Below are 21,387 nucleotides of genomic sequence, written 5' to 3'. Positions count from 1 at the left end.
GTCGTGGATCAGGATGAGGCACCTTCGAGCACGGCCTCCATCTTCTCCAGATCGGTCACGAAATACGGCGAGAGGTAGCCGCGGTCGAGTCTGAATGCAAATCCACGGTCTCCAGCGTCTCCAGGCCCTTCGCCTCCTCAACCGTGATCACGCCGTCCTTGCCGACCTTCTCCCATCGCTTCCCGCGATCAGGTTTGCCGATTTCGGGGTCGTTGTTGGCCGAGATCGTTCCCACCTGCGCAATTTCCTTCCGGCCCGTGGTCGGCACGGAGAGCTTCTTGAGTTCTTCCACGATACCGGCGACGACGCCTTTTTCGATGCCGCGGCAGAGCGCCATCGGGTTAGGGCAAACGGTGACGTTCTTGAGTCCTCGCGGAAGATCGCCTGCGCGAGCACGGTGGCCCGTGGTCGTGCTGCCGTCGCCCGCCAGATCGCGGAGGTCTTGGTCGCGACTTCCTTCACCATCTGCGCGCCCATGTTGCCAATGGGATCGGCCAGCTCGATTTCCTTGGCGACCGTCACACCGTCCTTTGGTGACCGTCGGCGCGCCAAACTTCTTGTCGATGACCACGTTGCGGCCGCGCCCAGGGCCGAGCAAGCCTTCACCGCTTCCGCGGTTGATCGACGCCGCGCTTGTAGTGCGGCGGCGCGCCCCTCGACGTTGAAATGCAGTTCTTTATAGCCATGGTTGCGTTCCGTTTTCGGTTGGTTCGACTTAGTTGTTGATCGCGAGCATCGGACTCGCGGAGGATGACAGCTGCTCCACCTTCGATCGTCACCTCGGTTCCACTGCTTCCCGTACAGCACCTTATCGCCGACCTTCACATCCATCGGCACGCGCGTGTCCTTCTCAAGAAACGACCCGGGTCCTTCTTCCGGACGGCACCTTGCTGCGGCTTTTCCTAGCGATATCGCCGGATGTACAGCCCACACGCATCACTCGGTTTCTTCGGGCGGCTTGGCGACGACGCGATCGGCGGCGGCGCTACTTTCGCGGCACTCTTAGTTGCCATGAGTCCTGGTCTCCTGCGTATGTGTCAGGGATCGAACGAGTTACTTGCTCGATGTTAGCACTCGCGATAGTTGAGTGCTAACGAGTGAATGCTAAACGGCCAGAAGGCGACGTCAAGCCGCATCTCGGTCGCAAAACATTGCATAAGTGATTGAAATTTAACGGCTTACAGACTCAGCCGTACGCCGAAACGGCGTGTCGCGTATGGCGATCGCGCACGAGATGAGCCGAATTGGCTGCGGCCATGCCTTTTGGCCGATCCCCCGAAATGAGCACCACGATTCAGCCCGGCTCGGTCCGTCATTACGCCGTCAGCGGTTCGTGCGCCATGCGCAGACCGACGAGTGTCAGGAACGGCTCGACGCGATCGAATTCCCGGCAGTACGGCTGGAGGACATCCGCCAGTCCGCCCGTGGCGACCACGAGCGGCGTCCCGGGCGTGGCCATTCGGCTTTGATGCGCCGCACGATGCCGTCAATGGCGTCCGCCGCTCGAACAACACACCGGCTCGGATGCATTCCTCGGTCCGTTTCCCAATCACTTGTCTCGGCGGCCCGGGTTCGGTCGCCGGCAGTTCGATGTGCGGCGCGTCAACGTCTCGGCCGACGACCGTACGCCCGGCATGATCACGCCACCGAAGAAAGACTCCATCGGCGGTGATGCAGTCGAACGTCGTGGCCGTGCCGAGATCAACGCAAATCGTGTCACGGGCAAAGAGTCGACTGGCGGCCAGTGTGTTGATCAGGCGATCGGCACCACGGTCATCGGCTCATCGACCTCCAAGCGAATGGGCAACGCCGCTTTTCGCATCCACCACCACCGGTGTCACGCGCAGGTATTCCTTGGCATGCGCGGACCAGCGGGTCGGTGATCGGTGGAACCACAGAGCCGATGGCCGCCGCCGTCACGCGACCGATCGATACATCGGCCGCCGACAGCAGGCCGCGAAGCACCAATCCAAACTCATCGGCGGTGCGTGACACGGCGGTCATGATGCGCCAGTGATTCGTCAGCGCGACCCCATCGAACAGGCCGATGGTGGTTTCGGTGTTGCCCACATCGAAGACAATCAGCACCGTCGCTCCGGCTCCTGGTGACACCTCATGAATCGCTCGGGCGGCGTGTCATGGGTCAGGCTCCCTCGTCAAACACCAGGGAGCCGGCGTGCACGGCCTCGACGGCAGCGCCGGTGGCATCGGCCACCAACAGGGCCCCATCCGCCGCGATGCCGACAACCCGGCCGGCGCGCGGCGCAGCAATACGGCGACCACGCGCGAAGTCGCGCGCATGCCAGGCGGCGAGCTCGTTGTCTGAGAGCTGGCCCTGAACGGACACCGCGGCGCGCAACCTCGGCACCACGGCCTCCAACAGCCTGGCGCGCGAGACCCCTTCGCGAACCGCAGCGGCGGACTTGATCTCCGGTGGGACGCGACGGTTGATGCCGATCCCAACGGCGACCCAATCTACGGACGCGTTGCGCCACCGCGCCTCCACCAGAATTCCCGCAACCTTCCCGCGCCCCGTCATCACGTCGTTGGGCCACTTGAGCTGTATGCGGTCCTCAACCAGCGGATCCAGCGCGTCGGCAATCGCCAGTCCGAGGCGCAGGGCGAGCACGCCGATGACGCGCTGGTCGACGGGTCGTTCGATCAGCGTCATCCACAGTCCGGCCCCATCGCGCGACTCCCAGCGGTTGCCGCCACGACCTCGACCTTGATGCTGGCGGTCGGCCACCACCAGCAGGCCGGCGGGTGCCCCGTCCGCGGCCAATGCGTGCGCCACGTCCATGGTGGATGCCACTTCGCGTTCGTGCACCAACTGCACCAGCCCCAACGCCGATGCCGACTGCAGCTGCTCGTCGTCGGGCGCATGCATCGCGCGCCCCCTCATCACGCGCATGCAGCTACCCTCGAGCAGCAATGGTGGCGAACACGGCCGCCGCCAGCAGCAATCGATACGCGGCAAAGACGCCGAAACTGTGTTTACTCACGTAGCGCAACAGGACGGTGATCGCGACCCAACTACTCACGGCCGCCACGACAACACCGACTATCAGCGGTGCTGACAGCCCCTCGGCGCGCACGGCCTCCGGCATCTTGAGGACCACGGCGGCGAGCGTGATCGGCATGCTCATCAGGAAACTGAAACGCGCCGCGCTGGCGCGATCGAAGTGCAGGGCGCGGCCCGCCGTAATCGTGGAACCCGATCGCGAAACGCCGGGCACCAGCGCCAACACCTGGGCAAGCCCAATGAGAATCGCGTCACGCAACGTGACGTCCTCGATCGCCCGCGCCCGCACGCTCCAGCGATCCACGGCCCAGAGCACCACCCCCATCACCGCGAGCGTGGTGGCGATCAATGCCGGCGAGCGGAAGGTGGTTTCCGCGTAGTCATTCAGCAGCAGCCCACCGATGCCGCCCGGGATCGTGGCCACCACGAGATAGAGCGCGCGTTTCTCATGGATGGTCGCGACTCGACGGGTACGCACAATCTGCCCCACGCTGGCCAGCATTTCCATCCACTCTCGACGGAAATACCAGATCAACGCCAGCAACGTCCCGAAGTGCAAGGCAACATCAAATGCCAGCCCCGGATCGGTGAAGTTCAGGAAGTAGGGCGCGAGCGCGAGATGCGCGGAACTCGAAATGGGCAGGAGTTCTCCAAACCCCTGCACCAGTCCGAGAATGACGGCTTGCGTAATGGTCACGGGCGCGGGGTTGGTGTGTCGATTCGCGGTGCCGCGAGCGTCCGCTCATACACGGCTTCGTACTGCGCCACCACCGCGTCCTGCGAGAAACGGCGACGCGCATCCGCCGCGGCCGCGTCACTCATCACTTGCCAGCGCGCCGGATTCGTGAGCAGCGCGATACTCGCGTGCGCCATTGCGTCCACGTCGCCGACCGCACACAGATGACCGGTTACGCCCTGCGTCACCACTTCAGGGAGCCCGCCAGCGTCCGCGCCAATGACCGGCACGCCGGACGCCAGCGCTTCGAGGGCACTCAAGCCGAACGATTCCTTGTCACTGGTCAGCAAGAACAGGTCCGCGCCGGCCAGCAGTGGTGCGATCGCATCGATCTTGCCGAGGAACAACACCGAATCGGCGACCCCGAGTTCCCGCGCTTCTGCCTCGGCTTCCACCCGATCGGGACCATCGCCGACCATCAGCAACATCGACGGCACGGCCGCATTGACCTGTGCAAATACGCGCACGATGTCCCGCACGCGCTTGACGGGTCGGAAGTTGGAGATGTGCATGAGCACCTTTCGGCCCTTCACGACGTCATCCGAAATCGGGAAGACATGCCGGGACCGATCGAACAGATTCGGATCAATGAAGTTATGGATGACCTCGACGTCGCAGCCGACGCAACCGAACGCACGGTACGTCTCGTCACGCAGATAGTCCGAGACGGCGGTCACGGCGTCAGACTTCTCGATGGAGAATCTCGTAATGGTATAGAACGACCGCTCCTGTCCGACAATGGTGATGTCGGTGCCGTGCAACGTGGTGACCACCTTGACGTCGCCCGCGCCCTCGCGGAGCATCTCGCGCGCGATCCAGGCGCTGGTCGCATGCGGAATGGCGTAGTGGCAGTGCAGAATGTCCAGTTGATGATCGCGCACGACCTCGTGCATGCGGACGGCCAGCGCGAGATCGTACGGTGGATACTCGAACAGGGGATATCGGCCCACGTCGACTTCATGAAACCACACGCGGGGCAGAAAGTTTGGCAGGCGAAACGGTTGCTGGTAGGTAATGAAGTGCACCTCATGCCCGCGCGCCGCCAGCGCGATCCCCAGTTCCGTGGCCACAGCGCCAGAGCCACCATAGGTGGGATAGCAGGTGATGCCGATCTTCATGTCGCACTCCCGTCGTCGGATTCCCACCATGCGCGTGCCAACGCCAGCGCGTCCGGTGCACTGCTATCCACTCGTGTCACCTGCGCCCCGGGCAACTGATGTCGACACCAGGTTCGTTGTCGTTTGGCGTACTGCCGTGTCTCAATGATGACGCGTTCCACGGCCTCGGCTGGCGGTATCACGCCGGCGACCGCATCACGTACCCGCGCGTACCCGCTGGCTTGCCATGCCGGCGCGTCGGCCGGCACGTAGTCCATCAGCGCCCGCACTTCGTCAAACCATCCGTCGGCCACCATCGCTGCCACGCGACCAGCAATGCGCGTGGCCAGCGCGGGCCCAGGATCAACCACAAGATAGCGCGCCTGACGCGCCAGGGGGCGCGACGACGCCGCGGTCGCCTCAACGTCGGCATTGCCAACGGACCATTCGCTGATCCGGCGTCCCGCCAACAGCGCGGTCTCGACCGCCCGTAGTCGCTGCGTGCGGCCCAAGGCTGCGCGCGCGGGATCGAGTCGTCGACACCAGCGCTCCAGCGTTTCCGCATCGAGTGTCGCAAGCCATGATCCCAACGCGGCCCGACGAGACGGCTCCAACGACGGTGTGTCGTCGAGGGGATCGACCAGCGCCCGTACATAGAATCCGGTGCCTCCGACCACCACGGGCATGCGGCCCTGTGCGCGGGACTCCCGGCCCCACCGCTCCGCATCGCGGGCCCACTCGTGGGCGGAGTACCGGGCGATGGGCGCCAGCACATCGATGCCGTAGTGCGGTATCAATCTCTGTTCATCAGCGCTGGGCTTTGCCGTCCCGATGTTGAACCCGGCATACACCTGTCGCGAGTCGGCACTGATGATCGACAACCCGTATGTCGATGCCAGATGCAGGGCGATGGCCGACTTCCCGGCCGCCGTCGGCCCGATGATGACGGGCGTGATCAGGCTGGCACCGTCAACGTCTGTCATTTCCGGCCGAAACGCCGGTCAAGTTCGTCCCAGGACAACCGCACGATCGTCGACCGTCCGTGCACGTCGTGCGCGGGCAGTCTGGTGTCCGCAAGCGCGACATACAGGGCGCGCATTTCGCCCGGCGACAACACGTCTCCCGCCTTGACCGCCGCCTTGCAGGCGAACGTGGCGGCCAGACGTTCGTGGCGCTTGGCATCACCCGGTGCCCGGTCACCGGTGAGCGCGGCCAACGTTTCGCGCAGACAGCGTTCGGCATCGAAACGCGGGTGCGGCATGGGGACCGCTTGCACGAGCAATGAATGACCACCGAAGTGATCGATCTCGAAACCCAATGCCTCGAAGGACGCGCGGTTGGCATCGAATGCCTCCGCCTCATCCGGCCCAAGGTGCAGCGTCAGCGGAAACAACAGGCGCTGCGCTGGTGACTCGCCGCGCTCGAGTGTGCCAATGAACTGCTCGTACAACACGCGCTCATGCGCCGAATGTTGATCGATCAACACGACACCCTCTTCGTGCTCGAACAGCAAGTACGTTCGGCGCAACTGCAGGAGCGGCGGGACCTGCCGCACGGACGGCGTGTCGTCGGCCGCCGAGAACTCGGCCGCCGTTGCCCGGTCCCAATCGTTCCCGGCAACCTCAGTCGACGGCGCGACCGGATCGCCGCCGCGGCCGGTCGCGTCGGAGAACGATGGTGCGAACAGGCCTTCGCCGGTGGGACGCGCCCGCAGATCCGCCGGCTCAAGCGTGTGGATGTCCTGGCGCCAATCGGCCACCGGCGCCGGTGTCCAGGTGCGCCACCCGATACCGGCGCTCGCCTCAAGGACACCCAGCGCGCGTCGGACGGCATGCTCCACCGCGCGTTCAACCGGCCACCGCTCCCGCAGGCGCACCTCCGACTTTGCCGGGTGCACGTTGACGTCGACGCCGTCTCCCGGCAGATGCAATTGCAGGATCAGCGACGGGCGCACACCCGCCGGCAACGTCGACCGGTACGCCGCTTCGGCGGCCCGCACGATGCCGTGATCGCGGATCACCCGGCCGTTGATCATCAGCAGCACGCGACGGGTGCCGGTACCCACGTCGGCCGGTCGCTCTACCAGTCCCGTGACATGCATCGGTCCGGTCACGTCGTCCACGGCAATGAACCGCTCGATATCCCGATGGCCCCACAGCGCGGCCAGACGCGCGCGCAAATCACGCGCGGCCGGCAGTTCAATCACCACCTTGCCGTCATGACGCACGGTGAAATGCACATCGCGACGCAACGCCGCGATGGCCTGTACCGTCTCGAGAATGCCCCGCCATTCGGACCTCGCGGATCGCAGGAATTTCTGGCGCGCCGGCGTGTTGTAAAAGAGTCTCGTCACGGTCACCGTCGTGCCGCGACGTCGCGCGGCCTCGCGCGTGTCGATCACCGTGCCGCCGGCCACGCGCACCAGGGTCCCCGCCCCATCTTCCGTGGCGGTTTCCATCTCGAGTTCGGATACCGACGCTATGGCCGGCAGTGCTTCACCGCGAAAACCGTAGCTGCGGACACCAACCAGCTGCTCAGCTGACGTGATCTTCGACGTCGCGTGTCGTGCCAGCGAAAGCACGGCATCGGCGCGATCCATTCCGACGCCATCGTCCGCGATGCGCACCAGTGAACGGCCGCCTTCCTCGACCGTCACCTCCACCATCGTCGCGCCCGCGTCGAGCGCATTCTCTACCAGTTCCTTGACGACGGACGCCGGGCGCTCGACCACTTCGCCGGCCGCAATCTGATCGGCGACCGCGCTGGACAGGATGGCAATTCGTGGCATGGTCACGGTACCGAAACCGGACGCCCACTCGGTACCCGATCCGGGGCCGCCTCGAGCACCGTCACGTTCGTCGATTCCTCAATCGCGAGCAGTCGCATAGCGGGCAACCAGCCGCGTCTGCCGTCCGCGTGCACGACGCGTCGCCACTCGTCTCGCGACTCCATCACGCGCACCACATCGCCTGTCGTCACGCCCCCCATGGCATCCGCATCATTACCGGGTGCAATGCGCATCGTCTCTGGTCGCAGCACCACCTCCAGCGCCGACGCGTCGAGTGCGCGTGCTCCCCACCATGCGGCGCCCAGGGCGACAAGGGCCAGCAGGCACATGGATTGCGCCATGCCCCGCAGCCAGCGCGACATGCGCGTGGCGACCACATCCCCGGACCGTCGGCGTTGCCACGCCAGCCACGTCAACACCAGCCATCCGGCGAACCACAGCACCACGGCCACTCGCGCCAGCCACGACACCGGCACCATTGGGATGTCCGCGACGCCTCCCCGCGCACCGGCAGGCAGTGCACTGATGTGCTCCTGCAGATCCACCGCGAGTGGTTCCAGACGCGCCGCGCGCTGCCACGCAATGACCGCGTCAACCGTGTCACCGGCCGCCCACGCGGCCGTTCCCCAATTGGCCAACAGATCGGGATTGCGCGGTTGTCGCGCGACCAATGCCTGGAAACGCTGTGCCGCTTCCGTGAACGCCCGCCGATGGTACGCGTCTCGCGCCAAGCCGACCGCAGCGACCGGATCGCGCGGTGTTTCGAGGCTCGGGAGCGCGACCCGATTGGAGGGTGACGTTCGGGTTTGCGCGCGGAGCGGCGCAACGAGGAACGCCGCACTGGTCAGTCCCGCCAGCATCCACAGGGCGCCCATCGACGTCATGTTCAGCTGGCGACCCCGGGGCACGGCTTCAGACTCGACGCGCCGCAAGAGCTCCGTCGCCCGACGCGCCGCGTCGGTTTCGGTGGCGGCGCCGGAGATCTCGGCACTCCGCTGGCTGGATGCCGACGGCGCGAACCCCACTTCATCGAGCTGTTCGAGCAGGACCAGCAATTCGCGCGTCGTCTGCCGCGTCACGCCGGCTCGTCGCAACACGCGCCGCACATGGCGCCGTGACACCAGCGCCTGCGGACTCTGCTCGAAGCGGGTGGCGAGCGATGCGAGCAACGTGCGACGCGTCACGCGTGCCGCACCGCGCGCGCCCAGCTCCTCCACGTGCATCGAGGCGTTTGAGGAAGTGGGTACGCCCCCGGCCCGAACACGGGGCGATGCCACGCGCGTGGAGCGCGTCACCAACAGGAACGGCAATGGCAGCAGCAGCGCACACACCAACCAGAACAGCCAATCGGCGGGCGGGCGACCGGCACCTGACCAGGTCCTGATGGAACGGGTGACGTCCTCGACGGTCCGTAACGGCATCAGCGTGACCGATTCCCCTTCGTCCGACGACGCCAGCGTACCGCTGCGGATTGACAATGCCACGGGCGCCGACTCGGCCATGGCGTACCGCGCGGCATATGGATCGAAGTAGGCGTAGCGGAGCGCCGGCACGATCACGCGGCCGTCGCGGGCCGGCGTCAGAATCCAGTCGAAATCCTTGGTCCCGCGGACGAGCGCTCCACTGCTGTCCACCTGTATGCGTTCGGTCCCCGGCACGACCGACGCCCAATCCAGTTCGATGGTCGGGCGAGGCAAGAGCTTCACGTTGCCCGTCCCCTGCACACGGAGCGTCAGCACCAGGGGATCACCGACACGCGCCACGGTGGTATCGATGCGCACCGATGACTTGAAGACGCCCACCGCGCCGTTGAAATCGTCGGGGCGACCTTCCGCAGGGAGGGCCTTCACGATGAACGCCGCGCTTTCGGCGCGCACCACAAAGCGCTCTTCGCGACTGAAATAGCTGGACGATTGCGGAAGCGCGTAGGTCAATTGCGGTGCGGGCACCACCTGGGCGCCGGAGGTCACCGGGAAAAGGGCCCGTTGAAACACATGCGCCTCGAATACGCCGCCGGCGTAATTGCGCGCCGGTACACGCGTCGGTGTGCCCAACTCGTATGCCAACAGTCCGTGCAATTCGGGCGGGAGAAACTCCGGATTGCGACGCAATCGTGAACGCGCATCCGCACTGAGCATCACCGCCACTTGATACGTGGCTTGCTGCCCGACGTACACGGTCTCCGGCAGCACTATCGCGTGAAAATCGATCGGCCGCCGGGCATTCATCTCCACGCGATCAAGAATGGCCGTGGCACTGGTTTGTGCGCCCGCGACACGCGCCAGCCCCCCGATGGCTAGCGCGCACCAGAGGGAGATCCGCAGGGCGCGCGTCACCAGTCTTTCCCGACAGGCGGCACGCGACCCTTCTGCTGCTTGCGCCCTTGCACGTCCCGTTCCTCGCGCGCCGCGCTGTTGAGCAGCGCTTCGGCCTGTCGTTGATCCAGCGAACCCTGCGGCGGTGACGGCGATTCCGCGGCATCGTTGCCGCCGCCACCACCACCGCCCCCGCCACTGTTTGGTGGCGGATGCCGCAGTGCGAGCTCGAAGTTCCACTTGGCATCGGCATCCGTCGCGCGGTCCTGCAACAGTGCACGATACGCTGCGCGCGCCGCCGCCAGCGCGCGATCGGCATCCGGATTGCCGGCCGCGCGGCCGATCAGGAGTTGCGCGAGACCCGCGTTATATCGCGCCCGCATGCGCAACTCGCCATCCGTGCTGCGACGCACTGCTTCCAACAGTTCCACCGCTTCCGTCAGCGAGTCCACCGCGATCAGCGCTGTTCCCAGATTGTAGCGCGTCATCGCCGACGTGTCGCCCTCGGCCACCATGAGGCGATACGCGGCAATCGCGCGCTTGACATCACCGTCGGCGTACAATCGCGCCGGGTCGGGCGGTCGTGCACAACCGGCCATGCTGACCCATAGCAGAAGCAGGCCGGTGACCGGCACCGTTGCGACTGGCGCGGCGCGCACGATGCGCCGGGTCATCGCCCAGGTGTCGTAGAGGAGCAGCAACAGCGCCGGCACGAGCGCCCAGAGAAACCGCGGGACGTGGTCTTCTCGCGAATCCACCGTGCGGCGTGCCGTGCGCAGGGAACGCAAGGCGGCGCGCACACGCGTCGCCTTGTCCGATGCGTCAGCCGCGATGAACGTGCCGCCGGCCGCTTCCGCCGCTTGTCGCAGCAGGTCGGGGTTGTACTTCGTGACCACCACCTTGCCGTCGGCGTCCCGCTTCTCCCGAATCACGCTGCCATCCCGCACAGGGATCGTGCTCCCCCGTTCGGTGCCAAATCCCACAGTGACCAGGCTGATCCCCTGCGAACCCGCCTCGCGTGCGGCCGCTACCACATCTTCGGCGGACTCGAACACCTCGCCGTCCGTCATGACCACCAACGCGCGATCCGCGCTCCCATCGCTGGCCAGCAATAGCTCCGTGCCCTGACGGATGGTCCGTGCGATGGAACTGCCCGCCTGCCCGACGACACTGGGGTCAAGGTTGTCCAGGTACAGTTCCAACGCGCCGTCGTCGGTGGTCAGCGGCGTCAGGATGTAGCTGCGACCGGCAAAGGCCATCAAGGCCACGCGATCGGCGCGCGACATCGACCGCAGTCGACGCACCTCCTGTTTCATGCGTTCCAGTCGCGACGGACGTTCGTCGGTTGCCGTCATCGACAGCGATGCGTCGAGCGCCACGGCCATGTCGATTCCGCGGGCCGAAGACGGGCCCCGGGCGAGGCCCCAGCGAGGCCCAGCCAGCGCGATGCCGGCGAGCACGGCGATGGAGACCAGCCGCGCCGTGCGTGCCCCCGGACTGGTCCCGGTGAACGGCACCAGACGCCGGAGTGCCGTCGGTTCAGCGTATCGGCCAAGCCGTTCCCGACGCTGACGCGCCCGCACACGACGCAGGAGCCAGACGCACAGCGGCAGGATCAGCGCGCCGAGCAGCAGCCATGGCAGGTCGAAGATCACCCGCGGCACCGACGTCATGGCAGCACCCCGCGCCTGGCCAGCACGAACAGTTCCATCAGCAGCGCCACCAGCGCGAGTGCAGTGGCCAGCGAAACTGCTCCGTGTACCGCACGAAGGCACGCTGCTCGACGATTCACCGTTCCAAGGCATCAATCTGCTCGTAGATGCTCTGCAACGCCTCGGCGTCCTTGGCGCGGAAGTACCGGCCCCCGGTGCTGGAGGCAATTTCCGTCAACAACGCCTCGTCGATCTTGACCGGCCGATTCTCGTATCGCAGGCCGAACAAGCTTCGCCCCACCGGCACCGCGGCCATCCCTTCACTGCCGACACCGATGGTGTAGATGCGAATGCCGAACGCGGCCGCCGCCTGCGCCGCCGTCCGTGGATCGATGGCCCCGCGATTGTTCTCCCCGTCTGTCAGTACCACCATCACCCGCGAACGTCCCGGCGCGGTGCGCAGTCGGTTTGCGGCCGTGGCAATGGCGGTGCCAATGGCGGTGCCGTCTTCGAGCTGTCCCACCTGCAGGTTATCGATGGCGGCAAGCAGCACCGGGTAGTCGGTGGTCAGGGGCACCTGCGTCAGCGCCTCGCCCGAGAACGCCACCAGTCCGACGCGGTCAGATTTGCGCCCCATGACAAACCGCTTGACCTTGTCCTTGGCCACTTCGATGCGATTTTGCGGCTGAAAGTCCTCCGCCAGCATCGAACTGGAGATATCCACGGCCAGCGCAATGTCGATGCCTTCGCTGGAAACGCGAGTCGAGCGCGCGCCAGAGCGCGGTTGCGCCACTGCGATGATCAAACCGGCGACCGCGACCATCCGCAGCCAAGGCAGCCATCGCATCCAGGCCAGGCGCGGCCGCGGACCACGCGCCAGCACCACGGTCAACGGAAAGGGAATCGCGTCCAGTTCGCGCACACCGCGACGACGCCACCACGACCAGAGTGGGAGCAAAGTGAGCAGCACAAGCACCATCGGATGCGCGAAGTTGACGCCCAGCAGCGTCAGGTCATCGCCTTGCCAGGAGGCCCAATTGAGGTGACGAATGCCGTCGAGCACCTGGTTCATGTCGCACCAGCCTTCGGTCGGCGTGCGCGACGACGCGCTTCATCTTCGGCGTTCCGGCGTACCACCCGCTCCGTGTCCCGGTCGGCGCGTTCAGCCGCCAATCGAGCCGACTCCTCGCGCTTCCGTCGTGCCTGCTCCGCCTGCTCGATTGCCGACACCACGGCGCGCGCCTCGTCGTGCAGTTCACGCGCGCGCGGCGCGGACACCGCATCATGCGCAAATTTGATCGCATCGACTTCGGCCAGCAGCGATGTCAACCGATCGCGGGGCACCCGAGCATCGGCGCCGATGGCCGTGAGCAATTCCGTACTCGTCTCGGAAAGCACCGCCGCCGGAAATCGCGCGGATAAATAGGTGCGCAGAATTTCCACTCCCAACGCCACGGCCCGCCCGCGCTCACCCAGATCGGCCAAGGCCAGCCGTTGCAGGCGATCGAAGTCGTGCATCGCTCGTGCGAAGACATCCAGGGGCGCGACCACGCGATTGACCACGCGATGCCGGCGTCGATACCACGCCCCCCACAACAGCATGAGCGCGACCACCGCCACCGCGGCCGGCCACCATGCCTCCCACCATGGTACGACTCGCGGAAACAGTGCGCGTGCCGGTTTGGGAACATGTAGTGACGTGTCAGCCGGCAGCACCGACATCACCACGATCCTCGCGCTACGCAGCGGGACCGCGCGCACACCGTCGGGCGTTCGTACGGTTGCCTCGGGCAGCCCCAATGGCAGCGTCCCCACATCCCACGCGGTCAGCGCGTACTCGGCGGTCTCACGTCGCATGCCGTCGCGGTCTTCACTGGTCACCCGAGTCGGTGCGCGCATGACGACCACCGCCGCCGTGTCGCCAATGGTTGGCCACTGGACCGTCGTTCCGACGGGAGCCTCGATGGTGACTGTCAGTGTGAACGGATCACCGACCAACACCGTATCGGGCCGGACCATCGTACCGAGTCTGATCGGCGAGGCGGCCGACGCCGTGTCGCGTGGCGCGGCATTGGCCGCTGAAACGGCGGCGCGTTTCGGCGCGCGTTGCGCCGACACAACCGGTACCCACATCGCACCGAGCGCGGCGACACACCACACCAGGCCCATGCGCCGAGCCCATCGTCCGGTCGGACCACTGCGCGACACCGGCCCGCTCATCGGGCACTCGTCGGCGGACGGACATAGGTGGCCCGTCCGGACGCACGGGTTGGCGGACTCTCGGCCGCAGGCACGGACCGCGGAGTGGCGTGAGGACGTACGGCGGCTTCGGCACTGGCCGCATCCCCCATCGATCCGCGCGGTCCCGTGCGAACGGCGCCATGCGGTCGGCGTGCCCGTGCCCGAAAGAACGACAACAGCGCGTCCACATACCCATGCTCGGTGTGCACGACGATTTCGTCGAGCCCCAGTCGTCCGAACAACTTGCGCCGGGCATCGTCGGCCTTGGCCACCTCGCGCGCGAACGCCGCGCGCACGGCGGGGTGTGACGTGTCGACTTCAATGCGCTGACCGGTTTCCGGATCCTCCAGGCGCGCCGGACCGATGTCTGGCAACATGCGTTCCGCCGGATCTTCCAGCGTCACCGCCACCACATCATGTCGTTGCGCGAGACGCGCCAACGGCTTCTCCAGCGACTCGGTGAGGAAATCGGAGCACAGGAAGATCACCGAGCGATGCGGCAACAGTCGCATCAGCCGATCGACGGCCGCGGACACCGAGGTGCCGCGCGAGCGTGGCACCACACTCAGCAGATCGCGAATCACGCGCAGTGCATGCTTGCGTCCTTTTCGCGGCGGCAGCGCGTGTTCGACCTGATCAGAAAAGAGGAGCAGCCCGACGCGATCGTTATTGCGGACCGCGGTCAGGGCGAGCACACCGGCGAGTTCAATGGCCAACTCGTGCTTGAAGCGTGCGCGCGTGCCGAATCGGGATGAGCCCGACAAGTCGATGGCCAGCATGATCGTCAACTCACGTTCTTCGACGTAGCGCTTGACGAACGGGCGCCCCATGCGCGCCGAGACATTCCAGTCGATGGAGCGTACCTCATCGCCGTCCTGATACTCGCGCACCTCGGCGAACTCCATGCCCTGTCCCTTGAACAACGAGCGGTATTCACCGGCAAAGCGCGAATCGACCAGCCGGCGCGTGCGCACTTCGATGCGCCGCACCTGGCGCAGGACATCGGCCGGTACGGCGTTCGCGAGGGAGGCGCTGGTGAGCGACACGGGGGACGGACTGGGCGTCAGGGCGTCTCGACGGACGCGAGCAGGCGCGAGACGATGGCGTCGCTGGTCACGCCTTCGGCATCGGCCTCGAACGTGGTGAGCACCCGGTGGCGCAGGACGTCAGGCGCAATGCTCTTCACGTCGTCGGGCGTGACAAACGCGCGTCCGCGCAGGAACGCATGGGCACGCGCCGCCTGCCCCAGCGCGATCGTGGCGCGGGGGCTCGCGCCGAACTCGATGAGCGGCACGAGATCGGATGCGCCCACCTCGTTCGGATGTCGCGTGGCATGCACCAACTCGACGATATAATCGACGATGCGCTCGTCCATGTACAATTCGCTGATGCGCCGACGGGCGTCGAGCAGTTCCTCCGGCGAGGCGATCGGTGCGATCGTGATCTTGTCGCCGCCCGCCATGCGCCGAAGGATTTCCTTTTCCTCGGCCCGTGTCGGATAGCCGACGCGGAGTTTCATCATGAAACGATCGACCTGCGCCTCCGGCAATGGATACGTGCCTTCCTGCTCGATCGGATTCTGCGTCGCGAGTACCAGAAACGGTTCCGGCAGCCGATAGGTCGTGCCGCCGATCGTCACTTGTTTCTCCTGCATCGCCTCGAGGAGCGCCGCCTGCACTTTGGCGGGTGCGCGGTTGATCTCGTCGGCCAGCACGATGTTGGCGAAGATGGGGCCATGCTTCACGCGGAACTCGCCGGTGCGCTGATCGTAGATCTGCGTGCCCACCACGTCGGCGGGCAGCAGGTCCGGCGTGAACTGAATGCGTTGAAACGTCGTTCGCACGGTTTCGGCCAGCGTGCGCACGGTCAGCGTCTTCGCCAGTCCCGGCACGCCCTCGAGCAGGACGTGTCCGCCGGTCAGGAGACTGATGAGCAATCGCTCGACCATGTACTCCTGGCCCACGATACGACGCGCGACCTCGCGCATCACGCCCTGCACGAGTGCCGCGTCGGTGGACGCGTTGGCGCTGGTGGTCACGGCTGGCAACTCCTCAGGGTCTTCAGGTGAGGCCCGGCGTCAGTCGTGCCGGGCCGACGGTGCGAAACACGATTCCCGATACGTTCGGGCATACCCCGGATGGATGCCCGAGGCTCCACCATCGGCGCAAGTCAGGGTGCCGCAATGAGCGCATCGAGGACAGCCTGCTCGGTCGGTGTCACTGACCGCGTTTCGCCGGGCGCGAGTTCGCCAAGGCGGATCGGCCCGAATCGGGTACGTACCAGGCGCTCGACTTCGAGTCCCAGCGTATCACAAATGCGGCGCACTTCATGCGTGCGCCCTTCCGTAATGGTGATCTCGAACGCCCAGCGACGTTGTCCCAGCGGGTGTACCGCGACGTCACGAGGAATGACGACACCGTCTTCGAGTTCAACACCCCGACGCGCTTCGCGCGCGGCGTTGACCGCATCTCCCTGCACGGTGGCCACGTACGTGCGTTCCACTTCCCGACTCGGATGGGTCAGGGCGTGCGCGGCCCGTCCATCGGTCGTGAGCAGGAGCACGCCCTCGGTCATGAAATCGAGTCGACCGACATACACCAGGCCTGGCACTCTGTCGACCAGATCGAACACGGTGCGGCGTCCCTGCGGATCGCGGCTCGTGGTCACGATGCCCGTGGGCTTGTTGAGCACAATCCATCGGTGCTTCGCCACGCTGACGCTTACCAACTCGCCGTCGAGCGTGATCTGATCGCGCGCGGGATCCACCAACTGTCCGATGACCGCGCGTTCGCCGTTGACCTGCACGCGTCCTTCCGCCACCGCGCGATCGGCCTCACGTCGCGACGACAGGCCTGCCCGTGCCAAGGCGCGCTGCACCCGGACGGGACCTTCGTCCACAGCGGCCACCGTGCCGCCCTTACCGCCACTCCCTGGTGGTCCTGCCGGTGCGGGACGCGGTGGCCGCGACTTCTTGCCACCGACGCGTGTTTGGGGAGCACCCGACCTGGGAGCACCCGACCTGGGAGCACCCGACGACCTGGGAGCACCCGACCTGGGAGCACCCGACTTGGGAGCACCCGACTTGGGAGCACCCGACTTGGGAGCACCCGACTTGGGAGCACCCGACTTGGGAGCACGCGGTCTAGCCGCGCTTGGCTTGGCGGGCGCGCGGTGCATCGTCTCCTCTCCGAGGTGGACGCCCCCCGGGACGCGTCACTCCGCCACAACAGCGCTGCCGGCACCGCGCAGGGCGATTGCCAGTTCGTCGGCACGCGGCAGTTCTTCGAGATGACGCAGCGCGAACTGCTCCAGGAATTGCGGCGTCGTGCCATACAGCAGCGGCCGCCCGATGCCCTCGCTTCGTCCGACGATATCGATCAATCCCCGTTCATGCAGTGACTTGAGCACGCTGCCGACGGCGACCCCGCGAATCTCCTCGATTTCCGCCCGCCCGATAGGCTGACGGTAGGCGATGATGGCCAGTGTTTCCAGCGACGCCGCCGACAGGCGCTGCGGTCGAACAGCCACCTGCGCGCGCTCAATCGCCTCCGCGTATTCGGCCCGCGTGAGGATCTGCCATCCCCCACCCTGTTCAACAACTTCGACGCCATGTCCATCAACGTCGTAGTGCTCGCGCAATTCATCGAGGGCCGCGAACACCGCCGCGGGGCTCGCTTCAGGATCCAGCGTGGCCAGAGCGTCCAGCGCGAGGGGTCGCGCCGCGGCGAACAACGCCGCTTCAAGCAGCTTCGCTAACGGCGTCACGGACAATCTCCACAGAGCCGAAGGGGCGGGCCTGCGCAATTCGCAGTTCGCCCATCTTCGCCATTTCGAGCAACGCCAACAGCACGGACAGAATCTGCCACGGTTCCGCATCGCGCCCCACCAGATCGGACCACCGTGCATCACGACGCATGGACAGCAGCGCGCGAATGGTGGACATGGCTCCCGCCACATCCAGCGCGCGCGGCACGACGTCGTGCATCGTTGGTTCTTTCGCCGTCCGCAGCACGCGATCGACGGCGGCCAACAGATCGTTGAGCGTCAACGACAACGGTGCCGTGACCGGCGTGATATCGGCCGCCTGTGGCACCCAGCGCCGATTGAACTGGTGCCGGCGCTCCTCGCCGCGGTGCTCGAGCAGATCGACCACCTCGCGCATCTGTTGATACTCCAGCAGCCGGCGTACCAACTCGGCGCGCGGGTCCTCCCACGACTCCTCACCATCGGCCCGCGGCAGCAACATCTGCGCCTTGATGCGCAGCAACCGCGCGGCCATTTCGAGGTAGTCGGCGGCTTCGTCGAGTCCAAGCGATCCAATGCGCGCCAGGAACTGCTCAGCGATACGGGCAATCGGGATGTCGTAGATGTCCACCTGTTCGTCGCGAATCAGCGACAGCAACAGGTCGAGTGGACCCGTAAACTGACTCAACTCCACGACAAACGCGGGAGACTCGGCGTCGGTCACGCGGAAGGAAGGAGCGATCACGCGGCGAAGGGGTTGGGCAGCATGAATGGAAAGTAGAACTGTTCCGCCAAAATGCGCAGGTAATACGCCGGTGCCAGCCAGGCGTTCACCAGCGGACGGCCGAACGAGAGCAGGGCGAAGAGCAGCAGGAGTCCCACACCCGCCAACCGCTGGTAGGCCAGCGCCCAGCGGGGTGGCAGCAGGTACTTGAACACGTGCGACCCATCGAGTGGCGGCACCGGCATCAGATTGAACGCCGCCAAAATCAGGTTGATGAAAATGCCCTGCGCCAGCATGAGTTGCAGAATCCCCAGCGGCTTGATCATCGCCGGCAACCACGACCCGATCAGCCCCACCAGCATCACGAGCGGCACACTGAGGATCGCAATCGCCACGTTGGTCACGACGCCGGCCAACGACACGATGATGTCACCCCGACGGTAGTTCCGGTAATTCCGTGGATTGACCGGAACGGGTTTGGCGCCGCCAAAGATCGGCCCCCCCAGGAAGAACAGCATGACCGGCAGCAGGACGGTCATGAATGGATCGATATGCTTGAACGGATTCCACGTCAGCCGACCAAGCTGGTAGGCGGTCGTATCACCCTGCTTGAATGCGGCATAGCCGTGCGCATATTCGTGCGCGACCATGGAAAACAGCAGCACCGGTGCCACGAGGGCGAAAAGCTGGGTCTTGTCCAACGCGGCAGGGGCGACTGGAAACGAACTGGTGATTCCAAGCAAGTCGGACTCGGAACCTAGCGGCAGAGGCCGGACCTGTCAAAAGCACCGGGTATCGTTTTCCGACAAGGTCCCAGCGGCTGACGGCCGAAATCGCCTGACGCCGACTTGACCCAACTTCAGAAGCCAGATACTTTTACCGTTCTGTCGCCACTCAGCCCGATTTTCAATTTCGGCGATTGGCTTTGGCTTGGCGTCGTTCCAGCCCAGCCGATCCTCCTGCACCAGTCCTGTACTAGAGGTTTTTCCGTGCCGAATATCCAGTCCGCAAAGAAAGATCTGCGGAAATCGCGTGCGGCTGCGGTGCGCAATCGTGCGCAGCGATCGGCTCTGCGCACTGCGGTCAAGAAGGCGAAGAACGGTGGCACCTCCGACGAACGCTTGTCGGCCGTTTCACTGCTCGACCGGGCTGCACGGAAGGGGCTCATCCATCGCAATACCGCCGCGCGTCAGAAAAGCAAGCTCGCCAAGAAGGCTGCGACTGCTTGATGCGCTGCGTCGCCGTCGGCGACGCTGAACACCTGATATCGAACGCGGGGCCGGAATCCAAGGATTCCGGCCCCGCGTTTTTTCGGCAACCCCACGGTCTAGAACGCCGCGAGTTCGCCGCCACAGCGTTCGCAATACCATTCGGTGGGCAGGTTCATCGTGCTGCATTCCGTGCATCGCAGCGTCTTCAGTTGATCGCCGCTGCCCGAGGCTCGCGCCATCCCGCCCTGCGCTGACGGATCGACGACCGACCGCAGGAACGCGAGATCATCGAAACCGTCGCGGGCCGTTGATCCAGATGTCGCCTCGCCGACCGGTTGGCTCGCTGCTGGCGGCGTTACGGTGGCCGTCGCGTGGCTGGGTGGCGCCATGCGCAGATCGCCGAGTTCGGAATCGTCGAACACATCAAGCCCGTCCATCAACGGCGTGCTGATCACCGGCGCCGGTGCCGAATGAAACGCGGTGTTGGGCGCATCGTTCGAGAACAGCGCCAACGCATTGTCCAGCTCGGCCAATTCCTCGGCGGTTTCCGCCGCCGTGGGCAACGGAGACGATTCGAGTCCGTCGGCACGCCGTTCGTTGATATCCTGTGCGAGCAACGGCACTGGCGCGATCACCTCGGACACAGAGGCGTCAACAGGGGCTCCCATCGTGTCGGCCACGATGAGGTCGGCGTCGGTCGCTTCCGGGGCAACGTCCTCGACCGGTGCGTCGGGCGCCACCGCTGCGTCGGGTACCGCGGATGGCGCGACTTCGGGCTCACTCCGCGCGCTCGCCAGCAGCGTACGGACTTCGTCGCCTTCAACCTGCAGCAGCGTCCGCTGATCCCCGAGTTCGGCAATCTGCGCTTCCACGCTCTGGCGGACCTGTTCCCACCGGTCGCCGTCAAACTCCCCAACCGCCGTGCGCAACATCGCTTCCGCGCGCTCGTCCTCCAGCGTGCCCAGTCGGGCCTCCAGCGAGGCCAGGCGCGCGTCGAGATCGCTGCCCATACTGGCCAGCGCCCCGACATGCTCCCGCAGCCGGTTCATGACGTCGCGTCGCCGCGTGACGTAGTCCCCGCGTACGCGTTCGAAGACGCGTTCCGGCGTCTCATCCCGTCGCGCGTCGAGGGCGGTCAACCAGTCATCGTAGCGCTGGCGCTCGGAAACGAGCGTGCGCACCTCATCGATCGACACGTGGCGTGTCTCCGTCATGAAAGGGCATCCGTGGAATGCTGTGCAGAATATGTACTCGCCACCGGCCTTCGCCACAGCGAGGCCAGCGCCTGTGCTTCCTCCGCGGGCAATACCCGCGGACCTCCCAACAGTTCGGCCACCAGCACGATGCGCGCAGCCTGTTCAACACTTTCCAGCCGCGTCAGCGCCTCCGTCAGCGATCGTCCCACGGCGGTCACTCCGTGATTGCAGAGCAGAAACACGTCATGGTCGGCGACGAAGGGAAACAAGGCGTGGAACAAGGCCGCGGTGCCCGGCGTCCGTACGGCACCAGCGCGACCGGACCAAGCACCACGGGCACTTCAGGCAACACATCTGCGGGAATCGTCCGGCCGGCCGTGGCGAATCCCGTCGCGACCGGCGGATGTGCGTGCACGACCGCCATGACGTCCGCTCGTGAACCGTAGATCCCGAGATGCATCTGCAGTTCCGACGACGGGCGCGGCGGACTGTCACCGGACGATGTGTCACTCGTCACAGTGGCGGTGCCGCCGTTGTGATACTCGGTGCCGTCGGCGTGTCGCCGAAGCACCTGCGGCGCCGTGAGCGAGGCCTTGTCCGCTCCGGACGGGGTGACGAGCAGCGTACCGTCTCGTAGCCGCACCGAGCAATTCCCTTCCGC

Annotated in this window: 21 protein-coding genes and 1 pseudogene; 1 reads left to right on the top strand and 21 read right to left on the bottom strand. The window is 65.8% G+C overall.

The window, feature by feature from the left end; translation table 11 throughout:
- From groEL to IPP90_16475, 18 genes and pseudogenes are all read right to left on the bottom strand, one after another.
- Positions 1-672 (bottom strand): annotated as a pseudogene (gene groEL / locus IPP90_16560) (chaperonin GroEL).
- A gap of 506 nt (positions 673-1,178) precedes the next feature.
- Positions 1,179-1,757 carry a type III pantothenate kinase gene (locus IPP90_16555; GenBank protein MBL0172299.1) on the bottom strand — a complete coding sequence of 193 codons (579 nt, stop codon included), beginning with the start codon at positions 1,755-1,757 and terminating at the stop codon, positions 1,179-1,181.
- A 16-nt stretch (positions 1,758-1,773) separates the two neighbouring features.
- Positions 1,774-2,088 (bottom strand): type III pantothenate kinase, encoded by a 315-nt coding sequence (locus tag IPP90_16550; GenBank protein ID MBL0172298.1) that lies wholly within the window; start codon positions 2,086-2,088, stop codon positions 1,774-1,776.
- Positions 2,089-2,143: 55 nt separating this feature from the next.
- Positions 2,144-2,911, bottom strand: a complete 768-nt coding sequence (locus IPP90_16545) for a biotin--[acetyl-CoA-carboxylase] ligase (protein MBL0172297.1) — start codon at positions 2,909-2,911, stop codon at positions 2,144-2,146.
- A gap of 4 nt (positions 2,912-2,915) precedes the next feature.
- Complete coding sequence (uppP, locus tag IPP90_16540) at positions 2,916-3,719, bottom strand: undecaprenyl-diphosphatase UppP (GenBank protein ID MBL0172296.1); 804 nt, start codon at positions 3,717-3,719, stop codon at positions 2,916-2,918.
- Complete coding sequence (gene bshA, locus IPP90_16535; protein ID MBL0172295.1) at positions 3,716-4,876, bottom strand: N-acetyl-alpha-D-glucosaminyl L-malate synthase BshA; 1,161 nt, start codon at positions 4,874-4,876, stop codon at positions 3,716-3,718. The genes uppP and bshA overlap by 4 nt, the downstream gene beginning before the upstream one ends.
- On the bottom strand, positions 4,873-5,838 hold the full coding sequence (gene miaA, locus IPP90_16530; protein ID MBL0172294.1) for a tRNA (adenosine(37)-N6)-dimethylallyltransferase MiaA: 966 nt from the start codon (positions 5,836-5,838) through the stop codon (positions 4,873-4,875). The genes bshA and miaA overlap by 4 nt, the downstream gene beginning before the upstream one ends.
- Positions 5,835-7,649: a DNA mismatch repair endonuclease MutL gene (mutL, locus tag IPP90_16525; GenBank protein ID MBL0172293.1), complete on the bottom strand. Its 1,815-nt coding sequence runs from the start codon at positions 7,647-7,649 to the stop codon at positions 5,835-5,837. The genes miaA and mutL overlap by 4 nt, the downstream gene beginning before the upstream one ends.
- A complete protein-coding gene (locus IPP90_16520) occupies positions 7,646-9,979 on the bottom strand; it encodes a BatD family protein (protein MBL0172292.1) in 2,334 nt (777 codons plus the stop codon). The genes mutL and IPP90_16520 overlap by 4 nt, the downstream gene beginning before the upstream one ends.
- Positions 9,976-11,631 carry a VWA domain-containing protein gene (locus tag IPP90_16515; protein MBL0172291.1) on the bottom strand — a complete coding sequence of 552 codons (1,656 nt, stop codon included), beginning with the start codon at positions 11,629-11,631 and terminating at the stop codon, positions 9,976-9,978. Before IPP90_16515 ends, IPP90_16520 begins: the two co-directional genes overlap by 4 nt.
- Positions 11,632-11,746: 115 nt before the next feature.
- Positions 11,747-12,682, bottom strand: coding sequence for a VWA domain-containing protein (locus IPP90_16510; protein MBL0172290.1), 936 nt, complete (start codon positions 12,680-12,682; stop codon positions 11,747-11,749).
- The gene (locus tag IPP90_16505) at positions 12,679-13,830 is read right to left on the bottom strand and encodes a hypothetical protein (protein ID MBL0172289.1); all 1,152 of its coding nucleotides are present in this window, start codon (positions 13,828-13,830) and stop codon (positions 12,679-12,681) included. Before IPP90_16505 ends, IPP90_16510 begins: the two co-directional genes overlap by 4 nt.
- Positions 13,827-14,897: a DUF58 domain-containing protein gene (locus tag IPP90_16500; protein MBL0172288.1), complete on the bottom strand. Its 1,071-nt coding sequence runs from the start codon at positions 14,895-14,897 to the stop codon at positions 13,827-13,829. The genes IPP90_16505 and IPP90_16500 overlap by 4 nt, the downstream gene beginning before the upstream one ends.
- A gap of 17 nt (positions 14,898-14,914) precedes the next feature.
- A complete protein-coding gene (locus tag IPP90_16495; GenBank protein MBL0172287.1) occupies positions 14,915-15,898 on the bottom strand; it encodes a MoxR family ATPase in 984 nt (327 codons plus the stop codon).
- A gap of 122 nt (positions 15,899-16,020) precedes the next feature.
- Positions 16,021-16,758: an rRNA pseudouridine synthase gene (locus IPP90_16490; protein ID MBL0172286.1), complete on the bottom strand. Its 738-nt coding sequence runs from the start codon at positions 16,756-16,758 to the stop codon at positions 16,021-16,023.
- 306 nt (positions 16,759-17,064) lie between these two features.
- Complete coding sequence (scpB, locus tag IPP90_16485) at positions 17,065-17,616, bottom strand: SMC-Scp complex subunit ScpB (GenBank protein ID MBL0172285.1); 552 nt, start codon at positions 17,614-17,616, stop codon at positions 17,065-17,067.
- On the bottom strand, positions 17,591-18,340 hold the full coding sequence (locus IPP90_16480; protein MBL0172284.1) for a segregation/condensation protein A: 750 nt from the start codon (positions 18,338-18,340) through the stop codon (positions 17,591-17,593). Before IPP90_16480 ends, scpB begins: the two co-directional genes overlap by 26 nt.
- Positions 18,337-19,062: a site-2 protease family protein gene (locus IPP90_16475; protein MBL0172283.1), complete on the bottom strand. Its 726-nt coding sequence runs from the start codon at positions 19,060-19,062 to the stop codon at positions 18,337-18,339. The genes IPP90_16480 and IPP90_16475 overlap by 4 nt, the downstream gene beginning before the upstream one ends.
- 246 nt (positions 19,063-19,308) lie before the next feature.
- Here IPP90_16475 and rpsT point away from each other — a divergent pair, with 246 nt between their 5' ends.
- Positions 19,309-19,548: a 30S ribosomal protein S20 gene (gene rpsT, locus IPP90_16470; protein ID MBL0172282.1), complete on the top strand. Its 240-nt coding sequence runs from the start codon at positions 19,309-19,311 to the stop codon at positions 19,546-19,548.
- Positions 19,549-19,646: 98 nt separating this feature from the next.
- Here rpsT and IPP90_16465 read toward each other — a convergent pair whose 3' ends face one another.
- The 3 genes from IPP90_16465 to IPP90_16455 form a co-directional block, all read right to left on the bottom strand.
- On the bottom strand, positions 19,647-20,744 hold the full coding sequence (locus tag IPP90_16465; GenBank protein MBL0172281.1) for a hypothetical protein: 1,098 nt from the start codon (positions 20,742-20,744) through the stop codon (positions 19,647-19,649).
- Positions 20,741-20,995 (bottom strand): class II aldolase/adducin family protein, encoded by a 255-nt coding sequence (locus IPP90_16460; GenBank protein ID MBL0172280.1) that lies wholly within the window; start codon positions 20,993-20,995, stop codon positions 20,741-20,743. Before IPP90_16460 ends, IPP90_16465 begins: the two co-directional genes overlap by 4 nt.
- Positions 20,941-21,387: class II aldolase/adducin family protein (locus tag IPP90_16455; GenBank protein MBL0172279.1), on the bottom strand; the 447-nt coding region annotated here is incomplete at its 5' end. The genes IPP90_16455 and IPP90_16460, both read right to left, overlap by 55 nt.

The sequence above is a fragment of the Gemmatimonadaceae bacterium genome (genome assembly GCA_016720905.1).
In the GTDB taxonomy this organism is placed as follows: Bacteria; Gemmatimonadota; Gemmatimonadetes; order Gemmatimonadales; family Gemmatimonadaceae; genus Gemmatimonas.
This window is presented reverse-complemented; position numbering and strand designations above follow the sequence as displayed.